We start from the raw sequence: 22,307 nt of genomic DNA, 5'->3' as shown, positions 1-22,307 counted from the left end.
CATCAGACTCACCTGTCTTCTATAGGGATCCCCTTCCGACAAAGATTCCTTCTCTTTTCCCTGCAAGATAATGGTTGTATCCCCACATTACCGTTACAGTTACTGCTACAACTATCAGCAGTAGTTTATTAGCTGTTCCGTAGTCTCCCCTCTCTACCGAGGAGTATATTGCCATGGGGATAGTCTGGGTCCTTCCGGGAATATTTCCTGCTATCATAAGGGTAGCTCCAAACTCACCAAAGGCCCTCCCAAAGGAAAGTACTCCCGCTGCACCTATATTCTTTCTGATAAGGGGAAGGATCACATACCTGCACCTCTCCCACCTGTTTGCCCCCATCTCATAGGCTGCCTCTATATACTCCCTCTCTATGGTGAGGAGCCCCGCCTTTATGCACTGGTATGCCATAGGCAGAGATACTATAACCCCTGCCACCACCCCTGCTCTCCAGGTAAATACTATCTGGATTCCAAAATCTCCCAGCCAGGCTCCCAGCCAACCCCTTCTCCCCACTACCATGAGGATAAGATATCCCAAGACCGAGGGGGGGAAGAAGAGGGGGAAGGAGATTACAGCCTCCAATATCTTCTCCCTCTTCCTCTCTCCCTTATGGAGGTAGAGGGCCATTATAAAAGCCATTCCTACACTTATAACCATAGATATCCCTGCTATCTTTAAGGATAGTTTAACTGCATCAATTAACATTCCTTCTCACCTTAAATCCGTATTTTTCAAAAACTTCAAGTTTACTCAGAAGGTAGTTATAAAAATCCTCTCCCTCCCGACTGGCATCCTTTAAGGTCCCACCAGAGTAGACTATCTCCGAATAGAGATCTTCTGGTATCTCATAGACCCTAAGCTCCTTCCCCAGAAGGGAATCTGTTTTATATACCACAGAATAATCCACCTCTCCCATATTGGCATAGGCAAGAGCCGACCTCACATCCTTTGTAAGTAGGATTTCCTCCTCCAACCTCTCCCAGACTCCGCCCTTAATAAGAGCTTCCCTTGCATATCTTCCTGCAGGAACAAAACCGGGATCCCCGATGGATATGGTTCCCTCCAGCTGATCAAGGCTCTCTATTCCTCTCCTTCCAACAACTGTAAGGGTGTTTCCCAGGAGGTCTCCTCCCTCCTCTATGTATCCCTTCCTATCCAGTTCATCATAATAGGCCTTAGATGCAAGGAGTATCACATCCACTGGGGCTCCCTCTTCTACCTGTTTTTTCAGGCTCCCAGATCCCCCGAGATTAATACTTACCTCTACTCCTGTATCCCTCTCATACTCTTTTGCTATCTCCTTTATCCCTTCCTCTAAACTTGCAGCAGCACTTACAATAACCTCTTTTTTTTCATCTCTTCCACAGGCCATAAGAGCAATACCTATCAAACCTGCTGCTATACCCTTCTTCATCAGTAGCCTCCCCTGAGGATAAGGATTCCTTCCAGTACTGCTCCTCCTATATTTCTTGCCTTATCTGAGATGGTAAAGCAGTTTTCTACCTGCTCCCTTCTGGGATCTATATCCCCTATTTTGAGTCCCTTCTTCACATTGTAGGAGTTACGTATAAGCCCTCTTATAACTCCTCCGAGAGGAGCCCTTACCTCTACATCACCGATGTTGGCTACAACCTCCCCCTTCTCAACTATATCCCCTATCTTTCTTTTATTTACAATAATTCCTTCCCCTTCACTGTAGATGACTCTCTCCCTTCCATAGCCTCCTACAACTCCAGGAACTCCCGTGTTTTCCCTGGGTTTCCCCTGGAATATCAGTCTTCCCAGATCATGACCCCTCATGGTTTCCACTGCTATATCCACATCTTTTCCTGCCTCAAACCCAGGCCCAAGACCTATTGTTATAGGAGCCATAGCTCTCCTGGTTCCATAGTTTTTCTTAGCCAGTATAGCATCTACAACAGCCATGGGCCTTAACCTCTCTATACTTTCCCCTTGGGGATCTACAAGAATTGCTATCTCCCCTCCTTTACATATCTCCATTGCTTCCTCTGGATCCTGAGTATATCTTGCCCTGCTTCCCTCTATCTCCATGGTACCGTCATATATAGCCTCTCCAAAACACACCTTTCTCCTTATAAAGGAGGGATTTTCCACCTCTAAGGCCACCACAGGAAAGCCGCATCTGTGAAGTTTTTGTATCACTCCCGATGCTATATCTCCTGCTCCCCTTACCACTACTAAATTTTTCATAGCTGCTCCTCCTAAAATCTGACTATATCTTAACTTTTAGCAATTTTTATGCCAAGATTAGTTTTTTCTCTTTCTGCCATAATTTTTTCTGCTCTCAGGAGGTCCTCAACAGTATCTATATCCATAAACTCATCTTTATCTGAAAACTCTACCTCTGTTATCCTTCCAGCTTCCCTGATAACCTTTCGCCCTCCCATGTCTCCTGTGAGATTCATGAGATCCTTCCTGTACTTTCCAGGAAAGATTACAGGAGAGGAGGGAACGCCTTCAGATACAGACCTTGTAATAAGGTTATTCCTTTGGAAAGCCAGAAGAAGTTTTAGCAGGCTCTCCTCTTTAATCAGAGGCTGGTCCCCTGTAAGAAAGATTGTCCCCTCCCCGTAAGTAGCTTTTAACCCGGCTTTTATACTCTCGGTCTGTCCCAGGTGGGCTCTAGTGTTTTCTATATATGTATACCCATACTTTTGACAAAGTTTCTCTAACTCTAAGTTTCTTCCTACCACTACTGCACTTTCCAAGGGAAGCTTTTCAAGGGTTTTAAAGAGGTGTTCCACTACAGGCACTCCTCCTATCTTTTTCAGGAGCTTGTCCTCCTCTCCAAATCTTTTAGAAAATCCAGAGGCCATAACCACAGCATCCACCCTCTTATATCTGGATATGCTCTTCTCTTTTATGCTTCCAAAAAAGAGGTTTTCCACATATTTCCCTAATCTTAAGGCTGCTATTTTTTCAAAATCTTCTTCCACTCCGTTTAGAAAAAGAATCTTCTCTCCGTTGCACCCTTTAAAGAAATCTCCCCTCTGAAGGTATCTCCCAAAAACCTCCAGGTTAATCTCTTCTCCCACCTTCATATTAACCATCTGAAGAAAGGTATCCAGCCTGTGGACATTCTCCTGAGTAGCTTTTTTCCCCAGGGATTTTATGTTAGCTACCCCTATAACCTTGGTGGCACAGGGAGGTATAACCGGCTCATCTGCCCTCCAGCCCTTCATCTGCTTCATCTTAGCTCCGTCGGCCTCCACGAGAACATACTCATACTCAGGAAGAAATTCTTCCAGCTCCTGGCAGGTAAAGCCGTGGAGTTTTCCTCCTACCACCTCTCTGGCAGCTACGGATATATTCTTCCTTCCCCCAGAGAACACCTCATCTCCAACTATTAACTTTTCATACTCCTCTTCAGAGGGTTTATATATCTTGGTAGTGGTGGTCACAAGAACCCTCCCAAACCGAGAGAGCTCCTCAGCCAGGTGAAACATGAGGCTGGTTTTTCCTCCTCCCCCTGTTATAGCCACTACATCTCCTCTTTTTATCTTAAAGGTATCCTTAAACATCCCCTTCCTCCAATCCTCTCTATTACAGAAGTTATTATAGCACTATTCCTTTACCTCCTTCTAGCCCTTTTGATTGGGTAAGCCCTCCTTTCATTGCTCCCATCGCTAGATAAAGTAAAAGTAAAAAAATAAGCTGCCTCAAGAGCAGCCTATTTGGATAACTTTCTATAATCCTCTGGAGAGTTGATGTTTATAAAGTGTTGTAACTTCTCCCTCGGGAGCTCTATATACTTTACCCTTACTTCCTTTAAAATCAGGGATAACTTGTACTTCTTCTCCCCTATGAGCCTCTCTATCACAGGGATACACTCCTTACTATACATGGCACAAAGCATCTCTACCCTTCCGTCTATTCTGGGAACTACCACATCATACCCCTTCTGGGAATCTATTATCTCTATGATCTCTCTGTTTATAAGGGGCATATCGCACCCCACCATTATACACCTCTCATGGGTGCTCACCTTAAGAGCTGTATATACTCCTCCCATGGGACCTATATCCTTAACTAGGTCTGGATACATAGGTAGATCGGTATCCCTGAATACTTCAGGGGTATTTGTAACTATAAACTTATCTGCATCTCCCAGAGCTGCAATAATTCTCTCTAAAAAGGTCGCCCCCTCATATTCAAGGAGAGCCTTCACCCTGTAATTCATCCTGGAATTTCTTCCCCCTGCCATTATGCAGCCATTCATCTTTTCTCTTCCTCCTAAACTACCGAACACTTCTCTGGAAATATTACACCTCTTTAAGTGACTCCTATAACTCCTCCATTAAAGAATAACATGATCCCCTCTCCCTCCCTAGAAAAAATTGTTCTGTGAACTTTATAATTTAATTCCCCTCTATATAAATAAAATCCTATGTACATTAAAGGAAATTCAATCTTCCTTCTAACTACTTTAGTAACAACTTTCCTACACAAGAGTATTTAAATATTAATCCTTCTACCGCTTATAAACTACTAATTTAAAAGCACTTATGGCATTAATTTTGATTACTTTTGGAAAATAAAAAAATAACTATTAGTGACAAGGAAATATTCTAATGGTAATAAGTAAAAATATTAATGACATGGAAAAATAGTGAAAATTTTAAATAAGGAGGTATTATTTTGAGTTGTAAAAACGTACTGAGAGAAGAGATGTTTGAAAGGTTAGAGGAGTACATTCAATCTCTCGACACAAAAAAGGGAGCTCTTATATCTGTTCTTCATAAGGGTCAGGAAATCTTTGGATATCTGCCAATAGAAGTTCAGAAGTTCGTAGCCTTAAAGTTGGACCTTCCCCTTGCTGAGGTCTATGGGGTAATCACATTTTACTCCTTCTTCACTACAAAACCCAGGGGGAAACACCCTATATCTATCTGTATGGGAACTGCTTGCTACGTCAATGGTTCCCAGAGTATTCTCCATGAGCTGGAGACGGAGCTGGAGATAGGTGTGGGAGAAACCACTCCCGACGGTAACTTTTCCATAGATGTCCTTCGATGTGTAGGAGCCTGTGGTATGGCACCAGTTGTAACCATAGGAAGCAAGGTTTACGGTAAGGTGGAAAACGGACAGATGAAAACAATCTTAAAGGAATATAATTAGGGGAGTGGGATATGATTAGGAGTATAGAACAGCTGAATGAGATAAAAAATAACTTTGTCGCTGCCAGAAAGAACAGGGTACAGATTAAGGTTTCCATGTCTACCTGTAGCATCTCTGCTGGAGCAGATGCCCTCTACAAGTATTTTAAGGAGGAAAACTACATAAACGACCTGGACTTTTTAATTTCTCCGGTGGGCTGTATGGGTCTCTGCCACTCGGAACCCACCATCGAGGTAATTACCCCTGGAAGAAAGGGAGTTATTCTGACTAACGTTGACCTTGAAAAGGGAGAGAAGATATTAAAGGAGATCATCCATGAGAAGGAGATCCTAGAGGATATCGGCCCAGACAGCAAGCAGATGAAGATAGCCCTTAAAAACTGTGGGTTTATCGATTCTGAAAATATAAATGAGGTTATTGCAAACGACGGATACTTTGCTTTAGGAAAGGTGGTTACCTCCATGACTCCAGACCAGGTAATCGACGAGGTAAAGCTTTCTGGACTTAGGGGAAGAGGAGGGGGAGGTTATCCTACCGGACTTAAGTGGAAAAACACCCAGTCCTCCGAGGCTACACAAAAATATGTAGTCTGTAATGCCGATGAGGGGGATCCGGGAGCCTTTATGGACAGATCTATCCTGGAGGGGGATCCCCACTCAATCATAGAAGCTATGACTATCTGTGGTTACGCCATAGGGGCATCCAAGGGAATTGTATATATAAGAGCTGAATATCCTCTGGCTATCGAAAAACTGAAGAAGGCCATTACCGATGCCAGAAGCAACGGAGTTTTGGGAGAAAATATCTTTGGAAGGGATTTCTCCTTTGATATAGATATAAAGTATGGAGCCGGTGCCTTTGTCTGTGGAGAGGAAACAGCCCTCATCCACTCTATGGAGGGGAAGAGGGGAGAACCTACAATCAAACCTCCCTATCCGTCTGTTGAGGGGTACTGGGGTAAACCTACCAATGTAAATAACGTAGAAACCCTGGCAAACATACCTGCCATTATAAATAATGGAGGAGGGTGGTTCAGAGAAATAGGTACTGAAAAATCTCCAGGTACCAAGGTATTCGCCCTTGCAGGAAAGGTTAGAAATGTGGGACTTATCGAGGTTCCAATGGGTACAACTCTTGAAGAAGTTATATTTGATATTGGTGGAGGAATAAAAGGAAATAAACAATTTAAAGCTGTACAGACTGGGGGACCTTCCGGTGGATGTTTAACTCAGGAGGATCTCAAGACCAAGATAGAGTTTGAAACCCTTATAGAAAAGGGATCTATGATGGGATCGGGAGGAATGATCGTTATGGACGAGGATGACTGTATGGTTGCAGTATCTAAGTTCTATTTAGGGTTCTCTCTTGATGAATCTTGCGGTAGGTGTACTCCCTGCAGGATCGGTACCAAGAGACTTCACGAGATCCTTACCCGTATCACAAACGGTCAGGGAACAAAGGAGGATATCCCTCTCATGAAGGACCTCTCTAACACCATAAAGAGGTCTGCTCTCTGCGGTCTGGGAAAAACTGCTCCCAATCCAGTCCTCTCAACCATTGAAAAGTTCCCCGATGAGTATAAGAAGCACGTCGTAGACAAGAAGTGTCCTGCTAAGATCTGTATCGACCTTGTGCAGTTCACCATAACAGATGCCTGCATTGGGTGTACAGCCTGTGCCAAGGTATGTCCGTCGGAAGCTATCCTTGGTAGGGTAAAGGAGAAACACTTCATCTATCAAGAGAGGTGTGTAAAGTGCGGTGCTTGTTATACTACATGTAGATTTAAAGCTATCAAGAAGATATAGAGGAGGAACAATGGATAAAGTTAAGTTGACTATAGATGGAATAGAGGTAGAGGCCAGCAGGGATTCTACAATACTGGAGGCAGCCAAGGAAGTTGGAATAAATATTCCCTCCCTGTGTCATCTGAAGATGGAGGGGATAGACTATGTAAACGATTGTGCCTCCTGCAGGATATGTGTGGTAGAGGTAGATGGTAGAGAAGCACTCTACCCCTCATGCTCAACCAAGGTAACTGAGGGAATAGATGTAGTAACAAACTCTCCAGAGATCATTCACGTGAGAAAATCTGTACTGGAGCTAATCTTGTCAAACCACCCCAAGGACTGCCTCGTTTGCTCAAAGTCCGGCGAGTGTGAGCTCCAGGATCTGGCCAACCACTTTAAGGTACAGGAGATAAAGTACAGTGGTGATATCTCCACCTTTGAGCCCGAGTTCTCCCCCTCTATAATAAGGGATATGAATAAGTGTATCATGTGCCGGAGATGTGAGACCATGTGTAATAAGATCCAGACATGTGGAGTTCTTTCAGCAATAAACAGGGGATTTGAAGCTGTTGTAGCCACAGCCCATGAGTCGGATCTGGCTGAAACTGTATGTACATACTGCGGTCAGTGTGTTGCCGTATGTCCAGTGGGAGCTCTCCACGAAAGGGATTATACCTGGGACGTAGTCAAGGCCCTCCAAGATAAAAGTAAAAAGGTTATCGTTCAGATAGCCCCTGCTGTTAGGGTAGCCATTGGGGAGGAGTTTGGTTTTGCTCCTGGAACAAATGTAGAGAAGAAGGTTGCCACAGCTCTCAGACGTCTGGGATTTGACGGTATCTTCGATACAAACTGGGCTGCAGACCTCACCATTATGGAGGAAGCTTCAGAGTTCAAGGAAAGAATAGAGAGGCACTTAGGGGGAGACACCTCGGTACCCCTTCCCCTGCTCACCTCCTGCTGCCCTGCATGGGTGAAGTTTATCGAGCACAACTACCCGGATATGCTGGATATCCCTTCCACAGCTAAATCCCCCCAGCAGATGTTCTCAGCAGTTGCTAAGAATATCTGGACAAAGGAGATGGGAATATCCCGGGAGGATCTTGTTGTGGTATCTATAATGCCATGTCTTGCCAAGAAGTATGAGGCAGCCAGAGAGGAGTTTTCCGTAGACAGCAACAGGGATACCGATATCTCCATCTCCACAAGGGAACTGGTTCATATGATTAGAGAGGCCAACCTGGACCTTCAGAGTCTTCCAGAGAGCGATTTCGACAAACCCTACGGGGACTATACAGGGGCTGCAGTTATCTTTGGACGGACTGGAGGGGTTATAGAGGCTGCCACAAGGACAGCCTACGAATGGATCACAGGAGATACCCTTAAGAAGGTAGACTTTGAAGACCTTAGAGGATATGAAGGATTTAGAGCTGCTACCGTTAAGGTAGGGGATCTCAATGTTAGAATCGGTATAGCCCATGGGCTGGGAGAAGCCAGAAAAATGCTGGACAAGATAAGAGCAGGAGAGGAGCACTTCCACGCCATCGAGATCATGGCATGTAAGGGAGGATGTGTGGGAGGAGGGGGGCAACCCTACCACCACGGTGAATTAAGTATAATCAGAAAGAGAGCTGAGGGACTGAACTCTATTGATACCAGTATGGAGATCAGAAAATCCCACGAGAACCCTTATATAAAAGCCCTCTATGAAAAACACCTGGATAAACCCTACAGCGAAAAAGCACATAAACTTCTACATACCCACTACTATTCTAGAGAAAAAGTGTAGAACTTTTGAAGAAAAGCAGCAGAGATTGCCTCTGCTGCTTTTTTCTTGAAAAGACAAAAATATCAAAAAGAAAAACATAAAATTTTTAAGATCCCTCTAAACTACCATCAGAAGGGGTAATTATGCAGTTCTTTCCACACTTTTTGGCTCTATACATGAGGTTATCAATTAACTTTATAACATTTTTACAACTATACTCTTCTTCTCCATGATCAACCTCAAATAAACCAGCACTAAATGTAACTGAAAGCTTCTCTTTTTCCCAGAAGATTGAATTCATTTTTTCTTTTACTCTGAAAAGTATATTATATCCATCATCCAAAACTGCATTTGAAAAAATAATTATAAACTCCTCTCCTCCTATCCTTCCAAGGTAGTCTGTTTTTCTGAGGTTTTTTCTAATTACATTTGAAAACCTTATAAGAACTTCATCTCCGAAAAGGTGACCAAAAGTATCGTTTACCTTTTTAAAGTTGTCGATATCAAGCAGTGCGATGGAAAGGGGACAGTTCTCCAGTTTTGATCTAATAATTTCATCTTCTAACTTTTTCATTATATACCTTCTGTTATAAACTTTTGTGAGCTCATCCCTTCGAGACATCTCCTTGAGCTCATCCTCCATCTTCTTTCTTGTACTTATATCCCTTACAAATACAATAAGTCTTTTTTTACCATCTATGTAAATATACTTTGAATTAATCTCCGTAGGGAAAATCTCACCATCTTTTTTCCGATTGACCCTTTCTACATATACGTCCCCTGTAGCCATATTATCTGGAATTATCTCTGGAAGTTCTTTAGCAAACTCTTCTGGAACAAGATCCCTTATGGTAAGATTCAGCATCTCCTCTTTGGTATATCCAAACATCTCATGTCCACTTGGGTTACACTCTAGTATCTCTCCCCGGTTATTTTCAATATATATCCCGTCAAGAGACAGATCTAACAGGGTTGGGGAGACATCTTCAGAGGTAGACCCTTCATTTGATCTCTTAATATACTTTATCATTAAACTACCACTTACAATGATAAAAATAGAGTTTAACAGATATAAAATATATAAAGCATCCTTTGGGAGAAGCCACAGTAGGCTGCACACAAATATTTGTAGCACTACTACCAGTCTCAGAAATAATTTGATTATATTCATAGATAATCTTCCTTTTTTATTTTATACGAAAGTTCATTAAATAATCCGCAGATCGATTAAGATATCGAAAAATATTAACAATGAACTTTTTCGATAAAAATCAAATGACAATATCAGCATTATCCTTATATTATTCTATAAATAACTTATCTCCCCTTCTTTAGAATGATAGTAATAACAGTCAGATTTTTTATTTATACAAAAAAACAGGAGAATTTTCTCCTGCTTTTTCCTATCTATCCAACATCCCCAGTAACACCTTTTCCGCTGTTACCGGAAGATTTCTTACCCTTACTCCAGTGGCATTTTCCACAGCCTCCGCTATTGCAGGAGCTGGTGTATTTATTACAACCTCCCCTATGGATTTAGCACCAAAGGGACCTGTAGGTTCATTGGAGTGTACAAACTCCACTCTGATACTTCCAATATCCCTTCTGCAAGGAATCTTATACTGCATAAGTGTGTCTGTTTTAACTCTTCCATCCTTATTGTACTGAATATCCTCATAGAGAGCCAGACCAAATCCCTGGGCTGTTCCTCCCTCTACCTGAACCCTTGCAAGGTTAGGGTTTATTACCTGACCACAGTCTACCACAGAAAGGAAGTCCACTACCTCTACCTCACCAGTATCTGTATCTACCTCTACCTCTGCAAAACCAGCTATAAATGGAGGTGGTGAGGTTTCTCCTCCCCATGTAGCTGTAGTTATGAGCTGATTTCTTCCCTCAAAGGATACAGATTTCAGTGCTATCTCCTCTAGGCTCAGCTTATTGCCTGCCTCATCCTCCATATACTTTCCGTCAAAGTGAAGGGTATCTCTATCTATATTCATAAACTTAGCTGCAGCCTCATAGAGTTCATTTCTCATCTTCTTAGCTGCCAGTATTACTGCATTACCAGTTACATAGGTACCACTTGAAGCGTAGGCACCAGGATCATATGGAGATCCATCTGTGTCCGCAGTGTGGATTATTACATCCTCCATCTCACATTCTAGTACCTCAGCTGCCATCTGGGTCAGTACCGTATCGGATCCCTGTCCCATGTCTGTTACTCCGGTAAAGAGTACATAGTTTCCGTCATCCCCAAGTTTTATTGTAGCTGTAGCTGTATCTATACCTCCAATTCCAGATCCCTGCATAGTTACTGCCATACCAGCTGCTCTTACCTTTCCGTTTTCCATTATCCTGGGAGTCCTTCTCTCCTCCCAGTTGAATAGCTCCTTACCCTTGGCCATACAGTCCTTTATGCTTCCGCTCACTACATAGGAGTCCCCTCCTGGTTCCACAAGGTTTTTATTTCTTACCTCTGTGGGATCCATCTCTATCCTTCTGGCAAGCTCATTTATAGCTGATTCCAGAGCAAAGGTTCCCTGGGTAGCCCCGTAGCCTCTAAAGGCTCCTGCAGGCATTGTGTTGGTATACACTACCTTGGCCTCAAACCTCATAGGCACCTTCTCATATAGCGGGAAGGTTTTAAATGCCACCAGTGGAGTTACTGTAGGAGCGTGCTCCCCGTAAGCGCCCTTATCGGAAAGACCCTTGATATCTATTGCCTTGATATTTCCCTCTCTGTCTGCTCCAAGCTTTACCGTCAGCTTCATTGCATGACGGGTAGTGGTACAGGTATGGGTCTCTCTTCTGTCATATATTATCTTAGCTGGTTTACCAGTTATCTTTGTCACTATTGCCGGGAAGATCTCAGCAGCAGCAGTCTGCTTTCCGCCAAAACCTCCTCCCACTCTCGGCTTTATCACCCTTATCTTGCTCTTAGGCATCTCCAGAGCCCTTGCCAGGTGTCTCTTTACGTGAAATGGTATCTGAGTTGAGCTCACTACACAAAGTCTGCTGTTGGCATCCAGGTAGGTAAAGGCTCTGTAGGTCTCCATCATGGCGTGGATCTGTGGCTGCATATAGTAACTCTCCTCCACTATTAAATCACTGGCTGCCATGGCCTCATCCACTCCCACCTTCTCCTGGAAGTAGCTAGCTGCAATATTTCTCTCCCTCTCCATTCCAATTGGAAAGTTGGTGTGGAGCTCCTCCTTATGTACCACAGCTTTATTGTCTATAGCTTCTTCAAAGTTAATTACAGCATCCAGTACCTCATACTTCACCTTAATGAGCCTCATAGCCTTTACAGCTGTCTTCTCATCCACAGCAGCTACAATTGCTACCTCATCCCCCACATATCTTACATACTCATCTAGTATTCTTCTGTCATATGCAGAGGGCTCAGGATAGGACTGCCCAGCCAGGCTAAACCTTGTCTTAGGCACATCGTGGTGGGTAAGGATACACTCTACTCCTGGCACCTTTGATGCGATACTTGTATCTATCTCTATAATCTTGGCACTGGCATGGGGTGACCTTAAGATCTTAATTACCAGGGCATTGTTATTTATATTCAGATCGTCTGTATATACTGGTCTTCCAGTTACTACAGCCAGGGCATCTACTTTTTTTACACCTCTATTTACTACTCTCATCTTAAACCTCTACCCCCATATACTTTTTAATGGCTCTAAGCTGTGACACATAACCTGTACACCTGCACAGATTACCATTGAGGTAGTGCTTTATCTCCTCTTCAGTGGGGTTTGTAAGCTCTCTCTTCATTGCAAGAACTGTCATAGTGAACCCTGGAGCACAGAAACCACACTGCTCTGCTCCCTCATCAGCCATAAACCTTGCAAACTCAAGGGCCTCATCCTGAAGGGCCTCTATAGTTGTAATCTTCTTCCCGCTCATTCTTACAGCCAGGGTTGAACAAGAGAGAACTGGTTTCCCCTCTACCCACACAGTACAAAGTCCGCATGAACCTGTATCGCATCCTCTCTTTACACTGAGAAATCCAGCCTTTCTTAGGGTATCCACAAGATACTCGTCGGGATCGATGGCAAGGGCCATCCTCCTGTTATTGATAGTAGTCTCTATAAGCATCTACATTACCTCCCCTAATGATCTCTTTACCATAACCTTGCATATTGCCTCTCTATACTTTCCAGAAGCCCTCATATTATCTGTAAACTCAAGCTCCTCACTTGCTATCCTTCCAGCTTCCTCTATACTCTCAGCCGATAGGCCCTTTTCCTCTATATACTTCATAGCCTCCTTAGCAAGAACAGCCCTTCCAGGTCTTGCTCCCACTACAATCCTTACATCTCCATCTAGATTACTGGTTACAACATTCAGCAGGGCATAGTCGCTGTTGCTTCTTCTTATAGTCTGATAGTTTCCGGTTCTCTTATTTTTTTCAATACGAATAGCCACAAGGATATCTCTTTTTACATCCGACTCTAGGAACTTCTCCAGAGTCATCTCCCCTGCTCCCTGAAGTACTACCACAGTATTCAGAGCCAGCAGAGCCGGGATAAAGTCTGAAAACCCATACCTTGAAAACACAGTAGCTCCAACAGTTACCACATTCCTCAGCTGAACTCCAACAATGTCCATTACCGACCTGGCAACTACTCCTCCAAAGTTATTTAGCAGAAGTTCAGAGGTCTCTATACTTCTGAAGTTAGTCATAGCTCCTATCTCGATATACCCTTCCTCTTCCCTTATATAATCCAAGTTTAAAGCCGACAGATCCACAGCTGTAGCCAGGTTCCTATTCCCCATCCTCAGATATGCTGTTCCTCCTAGAATTGCATTATTTCTGTTTTTCAGTAAAACTTCATAAGCGTCATCTAGAGATGTAGCCAGGTGATACTTTGAAAACGTAAACATCCTATTCCTCCTAAAACCTTATACAAAAAAACACCTATTCCCATAAGTGAAGGGAACAGGTGTTATAACTCCTAATAACACGTGTTTATGCCTTCACCCATAGTGAGTCCTTTCCGGGGACTCGTAGAGACGCCTAACCATATTATAGGCATATATGAGTGCTTTTTATCTAACTAGAATTATAGCATATTTCGCTCCTTTTTCCAAAAAGTATCGGTAATTTAAGGATTTTTTAAAGGAGCGCTCTCTTCATCGTATTAATCCACTAGAAGTAGGTGTTCAGGCCTCATCGGTCAGCTGATAGAGCCTTTCTAGGACCTTCTCATACTCCCCCTCTGCCTCTACTCTCTCCCCATGTATCTTCGAAAGCTCCATATAGTCATTCTCCGCTGACCTCTCCCTTGCCTCTATATCTTCAAGAATTTTGAGTAAAGTCTCCTCCTCTCTCTTCAGCTTCTTCAGTTTCCTCTCCCTTTCCTTCTCCTCCCAGTTATCACGTACCCTGGTATTCTCCTTCCTTTGAGGTTTTACCTCTGGCTCTGCCTCTCCGGTATTTTTCTCCAGATAATAATCGAAGTTACCGGGATACTCAATTAGAGTCCCGCCTTTCAGCTCCACTATCCTCTGAGAGACCTTGTTGAGAAAGTATCTGTCGTGAGATATGAATAGCACTGTTCCTTCAAAATCCAGAAGAGCCTCCTCCAGGGTCTCCTTAAACTGCAGATCCAGATGGTTGGTAGGCTCATCCAGGATCAGCAGATTAAAGCCGTTATCTATCATAATGGCTAGCTTCACCCTGGCCTTCTCCCCGCCGCTCAGGGAACCTATCTTCTTATTCAGATCCTCCTCATAGAAGTGAAATTTGGCAAGGTTCCTGTGGATCTCCCCCTCCTGAGCAACAGCTTCCCTCCTGTACACATCCTTCAGGGTCATGCTGTAATCTTCAAAGGTGAGGTTTTGATCCAGGTAGGCTATTCTCAGATTGCTTCCAAGGGTCACCCCCTCCTCCTGAGCCAGGATCATATTTAACAGGGTGGTTTTACCGCTGCCATTTTCTCCTATTATTCCCACTCTCTCACCCAAGTAGAGGTTAAGGTTTATCCCCTGGAAGAGGAGTTTTCCACCAAGGGTTTTACTCACATCCTCCACCTTGAGGACCCTCCTGCCGCTTCTTCTCTTCATCTCCAGATCCAGCTTAATCTCCCTTTCACTCCTTGGACGTTCCACCCTCTCCATCCTCTCTATACGCTTTCTCATATTCTCAGCCTTAATGAACATAGACTTGTTGTCGGCTATACTTCCCCAGTGCCTGAACCTCCTTATGGCGTCCTCCATACGTTTTATCTCCTTCTCCTGAGCCAGATAGGCTTCCAGAGCCTTCAGGTAACGCCTCTCCCTCTCCACTACATAGTAGCTGTAGTTTCCAGAGTAGGTCTCTACACCACTCTCATCCAGTTCATATATCTTTTTTACAGTTCTATCCAGAAAGTATCTGTCGTGGGAGATGAGAAATACAGTCTTTCTATACTCCCCTATAAACTCCTCCAGCCACTTTATGGACTTTAGATCCAGGTGGTTTGTGGGCTCATCTAAGAGCAGTACTTCTGGTTCATCCACAAGGGCTTTGGCCAGAAAGATCCTATTCTTCTCTCCGCCGCTGAGCTCCCCTATCCTCTTTTCTAAAAAGTCCTCTGGGATATTCAGACCAAGCCTTACCCTCTTTACCTTCTCCTCTATCTCATATCCTCCCGCTACTTCAAACTCCTCCTGAAGCTTTCCGTAGTGGGATAACCTCTCCTCATAATCATCACTCTCATAGTCCTCCAGCTCCATAAGAGCCTCCCTGAGTTTTCTCTCCAGCTCCAACAAACTCTCAAAGCTGCTGTAGAGCACCTCCCTCACAGTCTTCTCCAGATAGGGGGTAAAGTCCTGTATCAGGTATCCCACCCTTAAATCTTTCTTTAAGACACAGCTCCCCTCCTCATATCCCTCAACTCCTGCAATTATCTTAAAGATAGTGGACTTCCCGCTCCCATTCTTTCCTATAAGCCCTACCTTCTCCCCCTCTATAAGCTCCAAGCTTGTATTATCCAAGATCAAGTTTGCTCCATAGTATTTCTTTAATTTATTTATAGCGACCTGTAACACCTTGCCCTCCCTCTGTAACTCCATCTATTTCTTCTTTTTTATCAATATTCATTATATCCCCTAAACACTCCCGGGTAAACACTCTCCTACCTTTTCTTCCTCCTTGAAGATTCCTCTCCTTAACAACAGCTAACTTCCTTAAAAAAGTTTCATCCATATAAGATATAATAGGAAATATATTGATTTTTAGGACAAATTAGTGTAAAATATATCCAGACATTTTTTGCGGTATTTTTTGTAAAAATACCATAGAAATATTTACCGCTATTAATTAATAAGAATGGAGAAAATATAATGACTAATTTACCAAATTGCCCTAAATGTAATTCTGAATATACGTATGAAGATGGAAACCTTTTAGTATGTCCTATGTGTGCCTATGAGTGGAACCCTGAGCTTGAAGGTGCTGAAGAGGGAGAGAGAGTATTCAAGGACTGTAACGGAAATGTTCTTGTAGACGGAGATACTGTTTCAGTTATCAAGGATCTTAAAGTTAAGGGAAGTTCTCTAGTTGTAAAGAAGGGAACTAAGGTTAAAAATATAAGACTGGTAGATGCAGACCACGATATCAAGTGTAAGATCGACGGAGTCGGAGCTATGGAGCTTAAGACTGAATTCGTTAAGAAGATATAGTCTTAGCCACAATATATATAATTCAGAGAGCTGTTTAGCTCTCTTTTTTTATGTTTAACTCTACTATCCCATAACTCTCCTCTAAATAATATCGATTTAATAAAAAAGCCACAGTAGTATTAAATAATTCCAATACTATTGTGGCCTGATATACCCTATAAAGATCTAAGGTCAAAATTTTAAACTACGATACCTGAGAAGCTATCTCCCCCTGCTTTCCCTCTTCCAGGTGTCCCCTTACTCTATGAGTGGCCTCAGCAAGGTCTCTGCAGAAGTTTTCCTCTCCCGCCATCTCTATGAAACCAAATTTTTTAAGGATCTTGAATAACTTATCATCTAAGTTTACAAATATTGCTCTTGTTCCCGATCTTTCACACACCTTGTAGAAGGTTTCCAGTGCATGAAAACCTGTGGAATCCACTGTGGGAACCTCTCTCAGATCTATCATCAGTACCCGGGGCATTACATTTATAGACTTAATGGCCTGAATGAACTTATCTGCCGCCCCAAAGAAGAATGGTCCGGAGATCTCATAGTACATGATGTCCCCCTCACCTACCTTCAGATTATTTCTCAGCTCATCGCTGTCCAGCCTCTCCTCTAGATTCACCAGGTTGGTGCCAGATATCTCAGCCATCCTCCTCATAAAGAGGAAGGCTGCCATTACTATTCCCACCTCTATTGCCACTGTGAGATCAAATACAATGGTCATTATAAAGGTAGTAAGAAATACAAGGGCATCACTCTTAGGACACTTATTCAGGGTTTTAAACTCCTCCCAGTCTCCCATATTATATGACACCACAAGGAGTATCCCTGCAAGGGATGCCATAGGTACAAACTTGAAGTATTCCATGAGAAGCAGCATGGTAGCCAGTAGAAATACCGAGTGAACTAGCCCTGCCACAGGGGTCCTTCCACCGTTCTTTACATTTGCCGCTGTTCTAGCTATAGCCCCTGTCACAGGTATTCCCCCAAATAGCGATGAAAACATATTGGCAACTCCCTGACCTATAAGCTCTGTATTTGACCTGTGATTTCCCCCTATCATTCCGTCAGCTACAACAGCTGAAAGAAGGGACTCGATACTTCCCAGGAGAGCTATTGTAAAGGCAGGAACAACCAGGGTTTTTATGAGGTTCAGATCTACCGTTACAAGATTTAATGTGGGCAGTCCTCCCTTGATCTCTCCAAATTGGGAACCTATAGTTGTCACATCCAGATTGAACCCCTGACCTATAAGAGTTGCAACTATAAGAGCCACAAGAGGAGAGGGTATCCTTTCATTTATCTTAGGAAGCACAACTATAATAAATACCGTTAACACTCCTAAAAATAAAGAGGTCGGATTGATCTTATCCAGGTTTGAAAGGTAGACTCCCCACTTTTCAATGAACTCAGATGGTATGCTCCCCAGCTCAAATCCAAAGAAATCCTTTATCTGGGTTGAGAAGATCACCACTGCTATCCCGTTGGTAAACCCTGTGGTAATGGGATAGGGGATAAATTTTATCAGGTTCCCTATCTTAAATACCCCCATTAGTACTAAAATAATCCCTGCCATAAATGTGGCCACAGTGAGGCCTGTTATCCCATACTCATTTATAATCCCCAATACAATGATTATAAAGGCTCCCGTTGGTCCACCTATCTGGACCCTGCTCCCCCCTAGAAGGGACACAAAGAATCCTCCCACTATGGCTGTGGTGAGACCTACCTGAGGAGAAACTCCCGATGCTATACCCAGGGCTATAGAAAGGGGCAGTGCAATTATGCCCACTATAATACCCGATGTAACATCAACTAAAAATTGCTCAACTGAATAATCTTTTAAACATGTAAGTAACTTTGGTTTGTACACTATTACTTCCCCCTTTTAATTTTTATCAAACAATTAATTATACTCCTCCCACACCTTTTTTTAAAGCTTTTTCTTCCCTTTCTGTTGATATATCGTCGTAACAGGCATCCGGCATATCATCCTCTTCCCACTTTTATTAATATTTACCAATAAAAAAAGACCCCTGAAGGGTCTTAATATTATGCTGTTACTGCTTCCTTTACCTCTCTGTCCCTTGCAATGGATACCAGAGCAAACACCGCTAGAAGCTGCTGATACCAAAGTAGAGGTATCACCTGAAATGGTGTCACTGCTCCATTGGTAAAGCTCAGAAGGATAAGCATCTGTGCTCCATATGGAATTATTCCCTGAACGATACATGAGAATATATCCAGAAGGGCTGCATTTCTTTTCCCATCTACCCCATACTTCTCACCTAGGGTTTTAGCCAGAGAGCCGTTTATTATAATGGCAACTGTATTGTTGGCAACTGCTGCATCTGTAAGGGATACCAGAGAGGCTACTCCCAGCTGGGCACTTCTCCTTCCAGTTACCCTCTTCTCCACCATATCTAGAAGCCACTGGATTCCTCCGGCCTTTGTCACCATGTGAGCAAGACCTCCAGTAAGAAGAGAGAGAAGGAAGATCTCCTGCATCTTGCTGAAACCGTTGTATACTTCGGTTCCAAGTCCCAGTAGTGTAAAGTCACCATAAGCTATCCCTATTACACCAGAAAGAACTATTCCACCAGTAAGAACAGCAAACACATTCATTCCTGCCACTGCAAGGATCAGTACCATGAGGTATGGTAGAACCTTTACAAGGCTGTAGCTATAGCTCTCAACTTCAGCTATAGTCTCAGGTCTTCCCATTACAAGAAGTAATCCCAATGTAATAATGGCAGCTGGTGCAGCCAGCTTGATATTAGCCTTAAACTTGTCCTTCATCTCTACACCCTGGGTTCTTGTAGCAGCAATTGTTGTGTCGGATATTATAGAGAGATTATCTCCAAACATAGCTCCCCCCATTACTGCAGCAAGGGTGATAGGAAGGGACAGCCCTCCCTTTTCAGCCAGTCCTACAGCTACAGGTCCTAAAGCTACTATGGAACCTACAGATGTTCCAGTGGCTGTAGCTATAAATGCCCCTATTAAAAATAGTCCTGCTGGGATAAACTGTGGCGGTATGAAGGTTAGCCCTGCATTAACAACTGAATCCACTCCTCCCATTGCTGAGGAAACTCCTCCAAAGGCTCCTGCCAGGAGATAGATTATACACATTACTATAATATCAGCATGTCCGCATCCCTCGACAAATGTTTTAAACTTCTCCTCTATACTCCCCTTGAATAGGAGAAATGCACATATTATCCCTATTAGTGCCGCTACTGGTGCCGGCAGCTGATAGAAAGCCATCTCCACTCCCCTGGCATTTAACAGAATACCACTCCCCAGATATATTCCTACAAATACCAGAAATGGAACTAGCCCTACAAAATTTCCCTTGTTTTTCATTACCTTCTCCTCATTACTCTTTAAATTATTTTCTTGCATACTTCTTTAATTAAAATGCCGGCACTACTCCGCCACTATACTTACCTAGGATGAATTCCTTTACCTCTTGGCTTTGAAGAGCCTCTATTAATGCAGCTATCTTAGGATTATTTTGATCTCCCGCCTTCACTGCCACTATATTGGAGTATGGCGAATCTGCACCCTCAAGAAGGATCGAATCCTCCACAGGGTTAAGGTCGCTCTCCAGTGCGTAGTTTCCATTGATGATTGCAGCATCTACATCCCTTAATACCCTTGGAAGCTGAGCGGCCTCCAGCGCTTTAAACTTTAGCCCCTTTGGGTTGTCTGTAATGTCAAACTCCGTTGCCTTTAAACCTGCCTCTGGATTTATAGATATAAGCCCTGCTTTCTCTAATAGAATAAGTGCTCTTGCTCCATTGGACGGATCGTTTGGGATAGCAATGGTTGCTCCTGCTGGAAGCTCCTCTATATTCTTGATCTTTTCAGAATAAAGCCCTAGAGGCTCCACATGTACCTTCCCGGCCACAGCCAGATCAAGACCTCTGTCTGCTGAAAAAGCTTCTAGATATGGTTTGTGCTGAAAGAAGTTGGCATCCAGTGCCCCGTCATTTAATGAGATATTGGGTGTTACATAGTCGGTAAATTCCACGATATCCAGATCATATCCCTCTTTTGCAAGCTGTTCCTTTACTACCTCTAAAATCTCTGCATGAGGTACCGGTGTTGCCCCTACTCTTATTGTGTTCTCACTGGCTTTCTTTCTCCCAAAGAATGCTGATGCTTCATTTCTTACCCCAAGAAATACTACCGCCAGTGTTAATAGTGTAAAAATCCTCTTCATATTCTCTCCTCCTCAATTATCCTCTTTTTCTGTTTATATTATAGACCAACTTATTACCTGCAAACTGTATCCCCTGTACCACAAGTATTATACTCGCTACAGAAGCTATCATTATATCCACTCTGAACCTCTGGTAACCATATCTGATGGCCAGATCCCCAAGACCTCCGCCACCAATGGCCCCTGCCATGGCTGAATACCCAACCAGGCTGATCACTGTGATAATCAGACCGTGGATAAGGGAGGGCATCGCCTCTGGGAGGAGCACCTTAAAGATAATCTCCCTCTTAGAAGCCCCCAGAGATTTAGAAGCCTCCAGTAGTCCCCTGTCCACTTCCTTAATTGCTCCCTCCACTATCCTTGCTACAAAGGGGGCTGCTGATATGGACAGGGGCACAATACTCGCTGTGGACCCTATAGTTGTTCCCACTACTACCCTTGAAAGGGGAAGTACCAGTATCATAAGGATGATAAAGGGGAAGGATCTGAATATATTTATGAGCATATCCAAAACCTTATTTACCTTGGGCATCTCCATAATATGCCCTCTTCCTGTGATCACAGCCAGCAGTCCCAGGGGAAGCCCCATCACCACAGAAAATATTGTGGCAAAGAAAACCATGTATAGAGTCTCCATAAATGCCGGTATCAGTAGTGCCAGAATTTTATCCATTGTATATCACCTCTACTCCCACTTCATGATCTCTGATCCACTCTATAGCCAGATCCTGCTTCTCTCCGCTAAGCTCAAGGATCAGATGCCCCACACTCTCAGTCACAAGCTTATCTATACTTCCCGCTACAATGCTGGCATCTATATCAAACCTTCTGATCATCTGGGATATAAGGGGCTTCTCAACACTCCTTCCCATATAGGACAGCTTTACTATCTTTCTTCCGGGAACCTTCACAAGCTCCACCTCATCCTTTTCATCTGGGGCAAGATGGCTTACAAACTCCCTGGCAATATCTGTCTTAGGGTTGGCAAATACCTCCTCTACCTTCCCCACTTCCACTACCTCTCCCCTGTCCATTATTGCAGCCCTGTTACATGCACTTCTGATTACCTCCATCTGATGGGTAATGAGTACTATTGTCAATCCCAGCTTTTCCTGGAGGTTTTTCAGCAGTTCCAGGATGGATTTTGTTGTCTTAGGATCCAGGGCACTTGTGGCCTCATCTGAGAGAAGTATCTTTGGATTATTAGCCAGAGCCCTTGCTATGGCCACCCTCTGCTTTTGTCCTCCGCTCAGCTGAGCGGGATATGATCTTGCTTTATCTCCTAGTTCCACAAGGTTCAGAAGCTCCTCCACTCTTTCTGGTATCTTCTTTTTGTCCCACCCTGCAACCTCCAGAGCAAAGGCCACATTCCCCTCTACTGTTCTTGACTGAAGCAGGTTAAAGTGCTGAAATATCATCCCTGTCTTCTTTCTGAACTCCCTGAGCTTTCCCTCGCTGTACTCAAGGATGTTTTCACCATTTACTACTATCTCCCCACTTGTAGGCTCCTCCAGCCTATTGATCATCCTTATGAGAGTGGATTTCCCTGCTCCGCTGAGACCCATTATTCCGTAGAAGTCGTCCTCTCTAATATCAAGGTTTAAGTCCTTTACTGCATGAAACTCCCCCTGTGCACCTTTATATACCTTGTTTAAGTTCCTTAGCTGTATCACATCTAACCTCCCACCCTTACAATTCTTTACCATTTTAATAAAAAAA

At 43.5% G+C, this 22,307-nt stretch carries 19 protein-coding genes and 1 riboswitch; of the genes, 4 read left to right on the top strand and 15 right to left on the bottom strand.

Annotation, left to right across the window (positions count from 1 at the left end):
* Nucleotides 1-19 precede the first annotated feature (19 nt).
* The 5 genes from modB to QMG11_RS00735 all read right to left on the bottom strand — a co-directional run bounded on the left by modB (nt 20) and on the right by QMG11_RS00735 (nt 4,238).
* A complete protein-coding gene (gene modB, locus QMG11_RS00755; RefSeq protein ID WP_281832428.1) occupies nt 20-703 on the bottom strand; it encodes a molybdate ABC transporter permease subunit in 684 nt (227 codons plus the stop codon).
* Complete coding sequence (modA, locus tag QMG11_RS00750) at nt 693-1,412, bottom strand: molybdate ABC transporter substrate-binding protein (protein ID WP_281832426.1); 720 nt, start codon at nt 1,410-1,412, stop codon at nt 693-695. The genes modB and modA overlap by 11 nt, the downstream gene beginning before the upstream one ends.
* Complete coding sequence (gene yqeB / locus QMG11_RS00745) at nt 1,412-2,209, bottom strand: selenium-dependent molybdenum cofactor biosynthesis protein YqeB (protein WP_281832424.1); 798 nt, start codon at nt 2,207-2,209, stop codon at nt 1,412-1,414. Before yqeB ends, modA begins: the two co-directional genes overlap by 1 nt.
* 29 nt (nt 2,210-2,238) lie before the next feature.
* Nucleotides 2,239-3,540 carry a selenium cofactor biosynthesis protein YqeC gene (gene yqeC / locus QMG11_RS00740; RefSeq protein WP_281832422.1) on the bottom strand — a complete coding sequence of 434 codons (1,302 nt, stop codon included), beginning with the start codon at nt 3,538-3,540 and terminating at the stop codon, nt 2,239-2,241.
* A 149-nt stretch (nt 3,541-3,689) separates the two neighbouring features.
* Nucleotides 3,690-4,238, bottom strand: a complete 549-nt coding sequence (locus tag QMG11_RS00735) for a molybdenum cofactor guanylyltransferase (RefSeq protein ID WP_281832420.1) — start codon at nt 4,236-4,238, stop codon at nt 3,690-3,692.
* 419 nt (nt 4,239-4,657) lie between these two features.
* Here QMG11_RS00735 and QMG11_RS00730 point away from each other — a divergent pair, with 419 nt between their 5' ends.
* From QMG11_RS00730 to QMG11_RS00720, 3 genes are read left to right on the top strand one after another with little or no spacing between them, the layout of a single operon-like run.
* Entirely contained in the window at nt 4,658-5,137 is a 480-nt protein-coding gene (locus QMG11_RS00730) for an NADH-quinone oxidoreductase subunit NuoE family protein (protein ID WP_281832418.1), read from the top strand.
* 11 nt (nt 5,138-5,148) lie between these two features.
* Nucleotides 5,149-6,942 (top strand): NADH-ubiquinone oxidoreductase-F iron-sulfur binding region domain-containing protein, encoded by a 1,794-nt coding sequence (locus QMG11_RS00725; RefSeq protein ID WP_281832416.1) that lies wholly within the window; start codon nt 5,149-5,151, stop codon nt 6,940-6,942.
* A gap of 10 nt (nt 6,943-6,952) precedes the next feature.
* On the top strand, nt 6,953-8,710 hold the full coding sequence (locus QMG11_RS00720; protein ID WP_281832414.1) for an NADH-dependent [FeFe] hydrogenase, group A6: 1,758 nt from the start codon (nt 6,953-6,955) through the stop codon (nt 8,708-8,710).
* An 85-nt stretch (nt 8,711-8,795) separates the two neighbouring features.
* Here QMG11_RS00720 and QMG11_RS00715 read toward each other — a convergent pair whose 3' ends face one another.
* The 5 genes from QMG11_RS00715 to abc-f all read right to left on the bottom strand — a co-directional run bounded on the left by QMG11_RS00715 (nt 8,796) and on the right by abc-f (nt 15,739).
* Nucleotides 8,796-9,719 carry a sensor domain-containing diguanylate cyclase gene (locus QMG11_RS00715; protein WP_281832413.1) on the bottom strand — a complete coding sequence of 308 codons (924 nt, stop codon included), beginning with the start codon at nt 9,717-9,719 and terminating at the stop codon, nt 8,796-8,798.
* Between the two features lie 373 nt (nt 9,720-10,092).
* Nucleotides 10,093-12,348 carry a xanthine dehydrogenase family protein molybdopterin-binding subunit gene (locus QMG11_RS00710; RefSeq protein ID WP_281832412.1) on the bottom strand — a complete coding sequence of 752 codons (2,256 nt, stop codon included), beginning with the start codon at nt 12,346-12,348 and terminating at the stop codon, nt 10,093-10,095.
* 1 nt (nt 12,349) lies between these two features.
* Nucleotides 12,350-12,802: a (2Fe-2S)-binding protein gene (locus tag QMG11_RS00705; RefSeq protein ID WP_281832410.1), complete on the bottom strand. Its 453-nt coding sequence runs from the start codon at nt 12,800-12,802 to the stop codon at nt 12,350-12,352.
* Nucleotides 12,803-13,591, bottom strand: coding sequence for an FAD binding domain-containing protein (locus QMG11_RS00700; protein ID WP_281832408.1), 789 nt, complete (start codon nt 13,589-13,591; stop codon nt 12,803-12,805). It lies immediately after the preceding gene.
* An 80-nt stretch (nt 13,592-13,671) separates the two neighbouring features.
* A riboswitch (purine riboswitch) is annotated at nt 13,672-13,769 on the bottom strand.
* A gap of 101 nt (nt 13,770-13,870) precedes the next feature.
* Nucleotides 13,871-15,739, bottom strand: a complete 1,869-nt coding sequence (gene abc-f, locus QMG11_RS00695) for a ribosomal protection-like ABC-F family protein (RefSeq protein ID WP_281832407.1) — start codon at nt 15,737-15,739, stop codon at nt 13,871-13,873.
* A gap of 294 nt (nt 15,740-16,033) precedes the next feature.
* On the opposite strand from abc-f, the gene QMG11_RS00690 reads away from it, so the two are divergent.
* Entirely contained in the window at nt 16,034-16,372 is a 339-nt protein-coding gene (locus tag QMG11_RS00690) for a zinc ribbon domain-containing protein YjdM (RefSeq protein WP_281832405.1), read from the top strand.
* A gap of 184 nt (nt 16,373-16,556) precedes the next feature.
* Here QMG11_RS00690 and QMG11_RS00685 read toward each other — a convergent pair whose 3' ends face one another.
* The 5 genes from QMG11_RS00685 to QMG11_RS00665 all read right to left on the bottom strand — a co-directional run bounded on the left by QMG11_RS00685 (nt 16,557) and on the right by QMG11_RS00665 (nt 22,261).
* Nucleotides 16,557-18,233: a SulP family inorganic anion transporter gene (locus QMG11_RS00685; protein ID WP_281832404.1), complete on the bottom strand. Its 1,677-nt coding sequence runs from the start codon at nt 18,231-18,233 to the stop codon at nt 16,557-16,559.
* Between the two features lie 179 nt (nt 18,234-18,412).
* Nucleotides 18,413-19,726 (bottom strand): Na+/H+ antiporter NhaC family protein, encoded by a 1,314-nt coding sequence (locus QMG11_RS00680; protein ID WP_281832403.1) that lies wholly within the window; start codon nt 19,724-19,726, stop codon nt 18,413-18,415.
* Between the two features lie 49 nt (nt 19,727-19,775).
* Entirely contained in the window at nt 19,776-20,588 is an 813-nt protein-coding gene (locus tag QMG11_RS00675) for a MetQ/NlpA family ABC transporter substrate-binding protein (RefSeq protein WP_281832401.1), read from the bottom strand.
* A 16-nt stretch (nt 20,589-20,604) separates the two neighbouring features.
* Complete coding sequence (locus QMG11_RS00670) at nt 20,605-21,261, bottom strand: methionine ABC transporter permease (protein WP_281832399.1); 657 nt, start codon at nt 21,259-21,261, stop codon at nt 20,605-20,607.
* A complete protein-coding gene (locus QMG11_RS00665; RefSeq protein WP_281832398.1) occupies nt 21,254-22,261 on the bottom strand; it encodes a methionine ABC transporter ATP-binding protein in 1,008 nt (335 codons plus the stop codon). The genes QMG11_RS00670 and QMG11_RS00665 overlap by 8 nt, the downstream gene beginning before the upstream one ends.
* Between the last annotated feature and the right edge of the window lie 46 nt (nt 22,262-22,307).

Origin of the sequence: Propionigenium maris DSM 9537, from assembly GCF_027925155.1 — a bacterium.
In the GTDB taxonomy this organism is placed as follows: Bacteria; Fusobacteriota; Fusobacteriia; order Fusobacteriales; family Fusobacteriaceae; genus Propionigenium; species Propionigenium maris.
The sequence above is the reverse complement of the archived record's forward strand: the minus strand, read 5'-3'. Positions and strand labels throughout refer to the sequence as shown.

What these genes read in the sequence shown, in the direction of transcription:
- modB (WP_281832428.1), bottom strand. Translation starts at nt 703, where the DNA reads ATGTTAATTGATGCAGTTAAACTATCCTTAAAGATAGCAGGGATATCT.
- modA (WP_281832426.1), bottom strand. Translation starts at nt 1,412, where the DNA reads ATGAAGAAGGGTATAGCAGCAGGTTTGATAGGTATTGCTCTTATGGCC.
- yqeB (WP_281832424.1), bottom strand. Translation starts at nt 2,209, where the DNA reads ATGAAAAATTTAGTAGTGGTAAGGGGAGCAGGAGATATAGCATCGGGA.
- yqeC (WP_281832422.1), bottom strand. Translation starts at nt 3,540, where the DNA reads ATGTTTAAGGATACCTTTAAGATAAAAAGAGGAGATGTAGTGGCTATA.
- QMG11_RS00735 (WP_281832420.1), bottom strand. Translation starts at nt 4,238, where the DNA reads ATGAATGGCTGCATAATGGCAGGGGGAAGAAATTCCAGGATGAATTAC.
- QMG11_RS00725 (WP_281832416.1), top strand. Translation starts at nt 5,149, where the DNA reads ATGATTAGGAGTATAGAACAGCTGAATGAGATAAAAAATAACTTTGTC.
- QMG11_RS00720 (WP_281832414.1), top strand. Translation starts at nt 6,953, where the DNA reads ATGGATAAAGTTAAGTTGACTATAGATGGAATAGAGGTAGAGGCCAGC.
- QMG11_RS00715 (WP_281832413.1), bottom strand. Translation starts at nt 9,719, where the DNA reads ATGATAAAGTATATTAAGAGATCAAATGAAGGGTCTACCTCTGAAGAT.
- QMG11_RS00710 (WP_281832412.1), bottom strand. Translation starts at nt 12,348, where the DNA reads ATGAGAGTAGTAAATAGAGGTGTAAAAAAAGTAGATGCCCTGGCTGTA.
- QMG11_RS00705 (WP_281832410.1), bottom strand. Translation starts at nt 12,802, where the DNA reads ATGCTTATAGAGACTACTATCAATAACAGGAGGATGGCCCTTGCCATC.
- QMG11_RS00700 (WP_281832408.1), bottom strand. Translation starts at nt 13,591, where the DNA reads ATGTTTACGTTTTCAAAGTATCACCTGGCTACATCTCTAGATGACGCT.
- QMG11_RS00690 (WP_281832405.1), top strand. Translation starts at nt 16,034, where the DNA reads ATGACTAATTTACCAAATTGCCCTAAATGTAATTCTGAATATACGTAT.
- QMG11_RS00680 (WP_281832403.1), bottom strand. Translation starts at nt 19,726, where the DNA reads ATGAAAAACAAGGGAAATTTTGTAGGGCTAGTTCCATTTCTGGTATTT.
- QMG11_RS00675 (WP_281832401.1), bottom strand. Translation starts at nt 20,588, where the DNA reads ATGAAGAGGATTTTTACACTATTAACACTGGCGGTAGTATTTCTTGGG.
- QMG11_RS00670 (WP_281832399.1), bottom strand. Translation starts at nt 21,261, where the DNA reads ATGGATAAAATTCTGGCACTACTGATACCGGCATTTATGGAGACTCTA.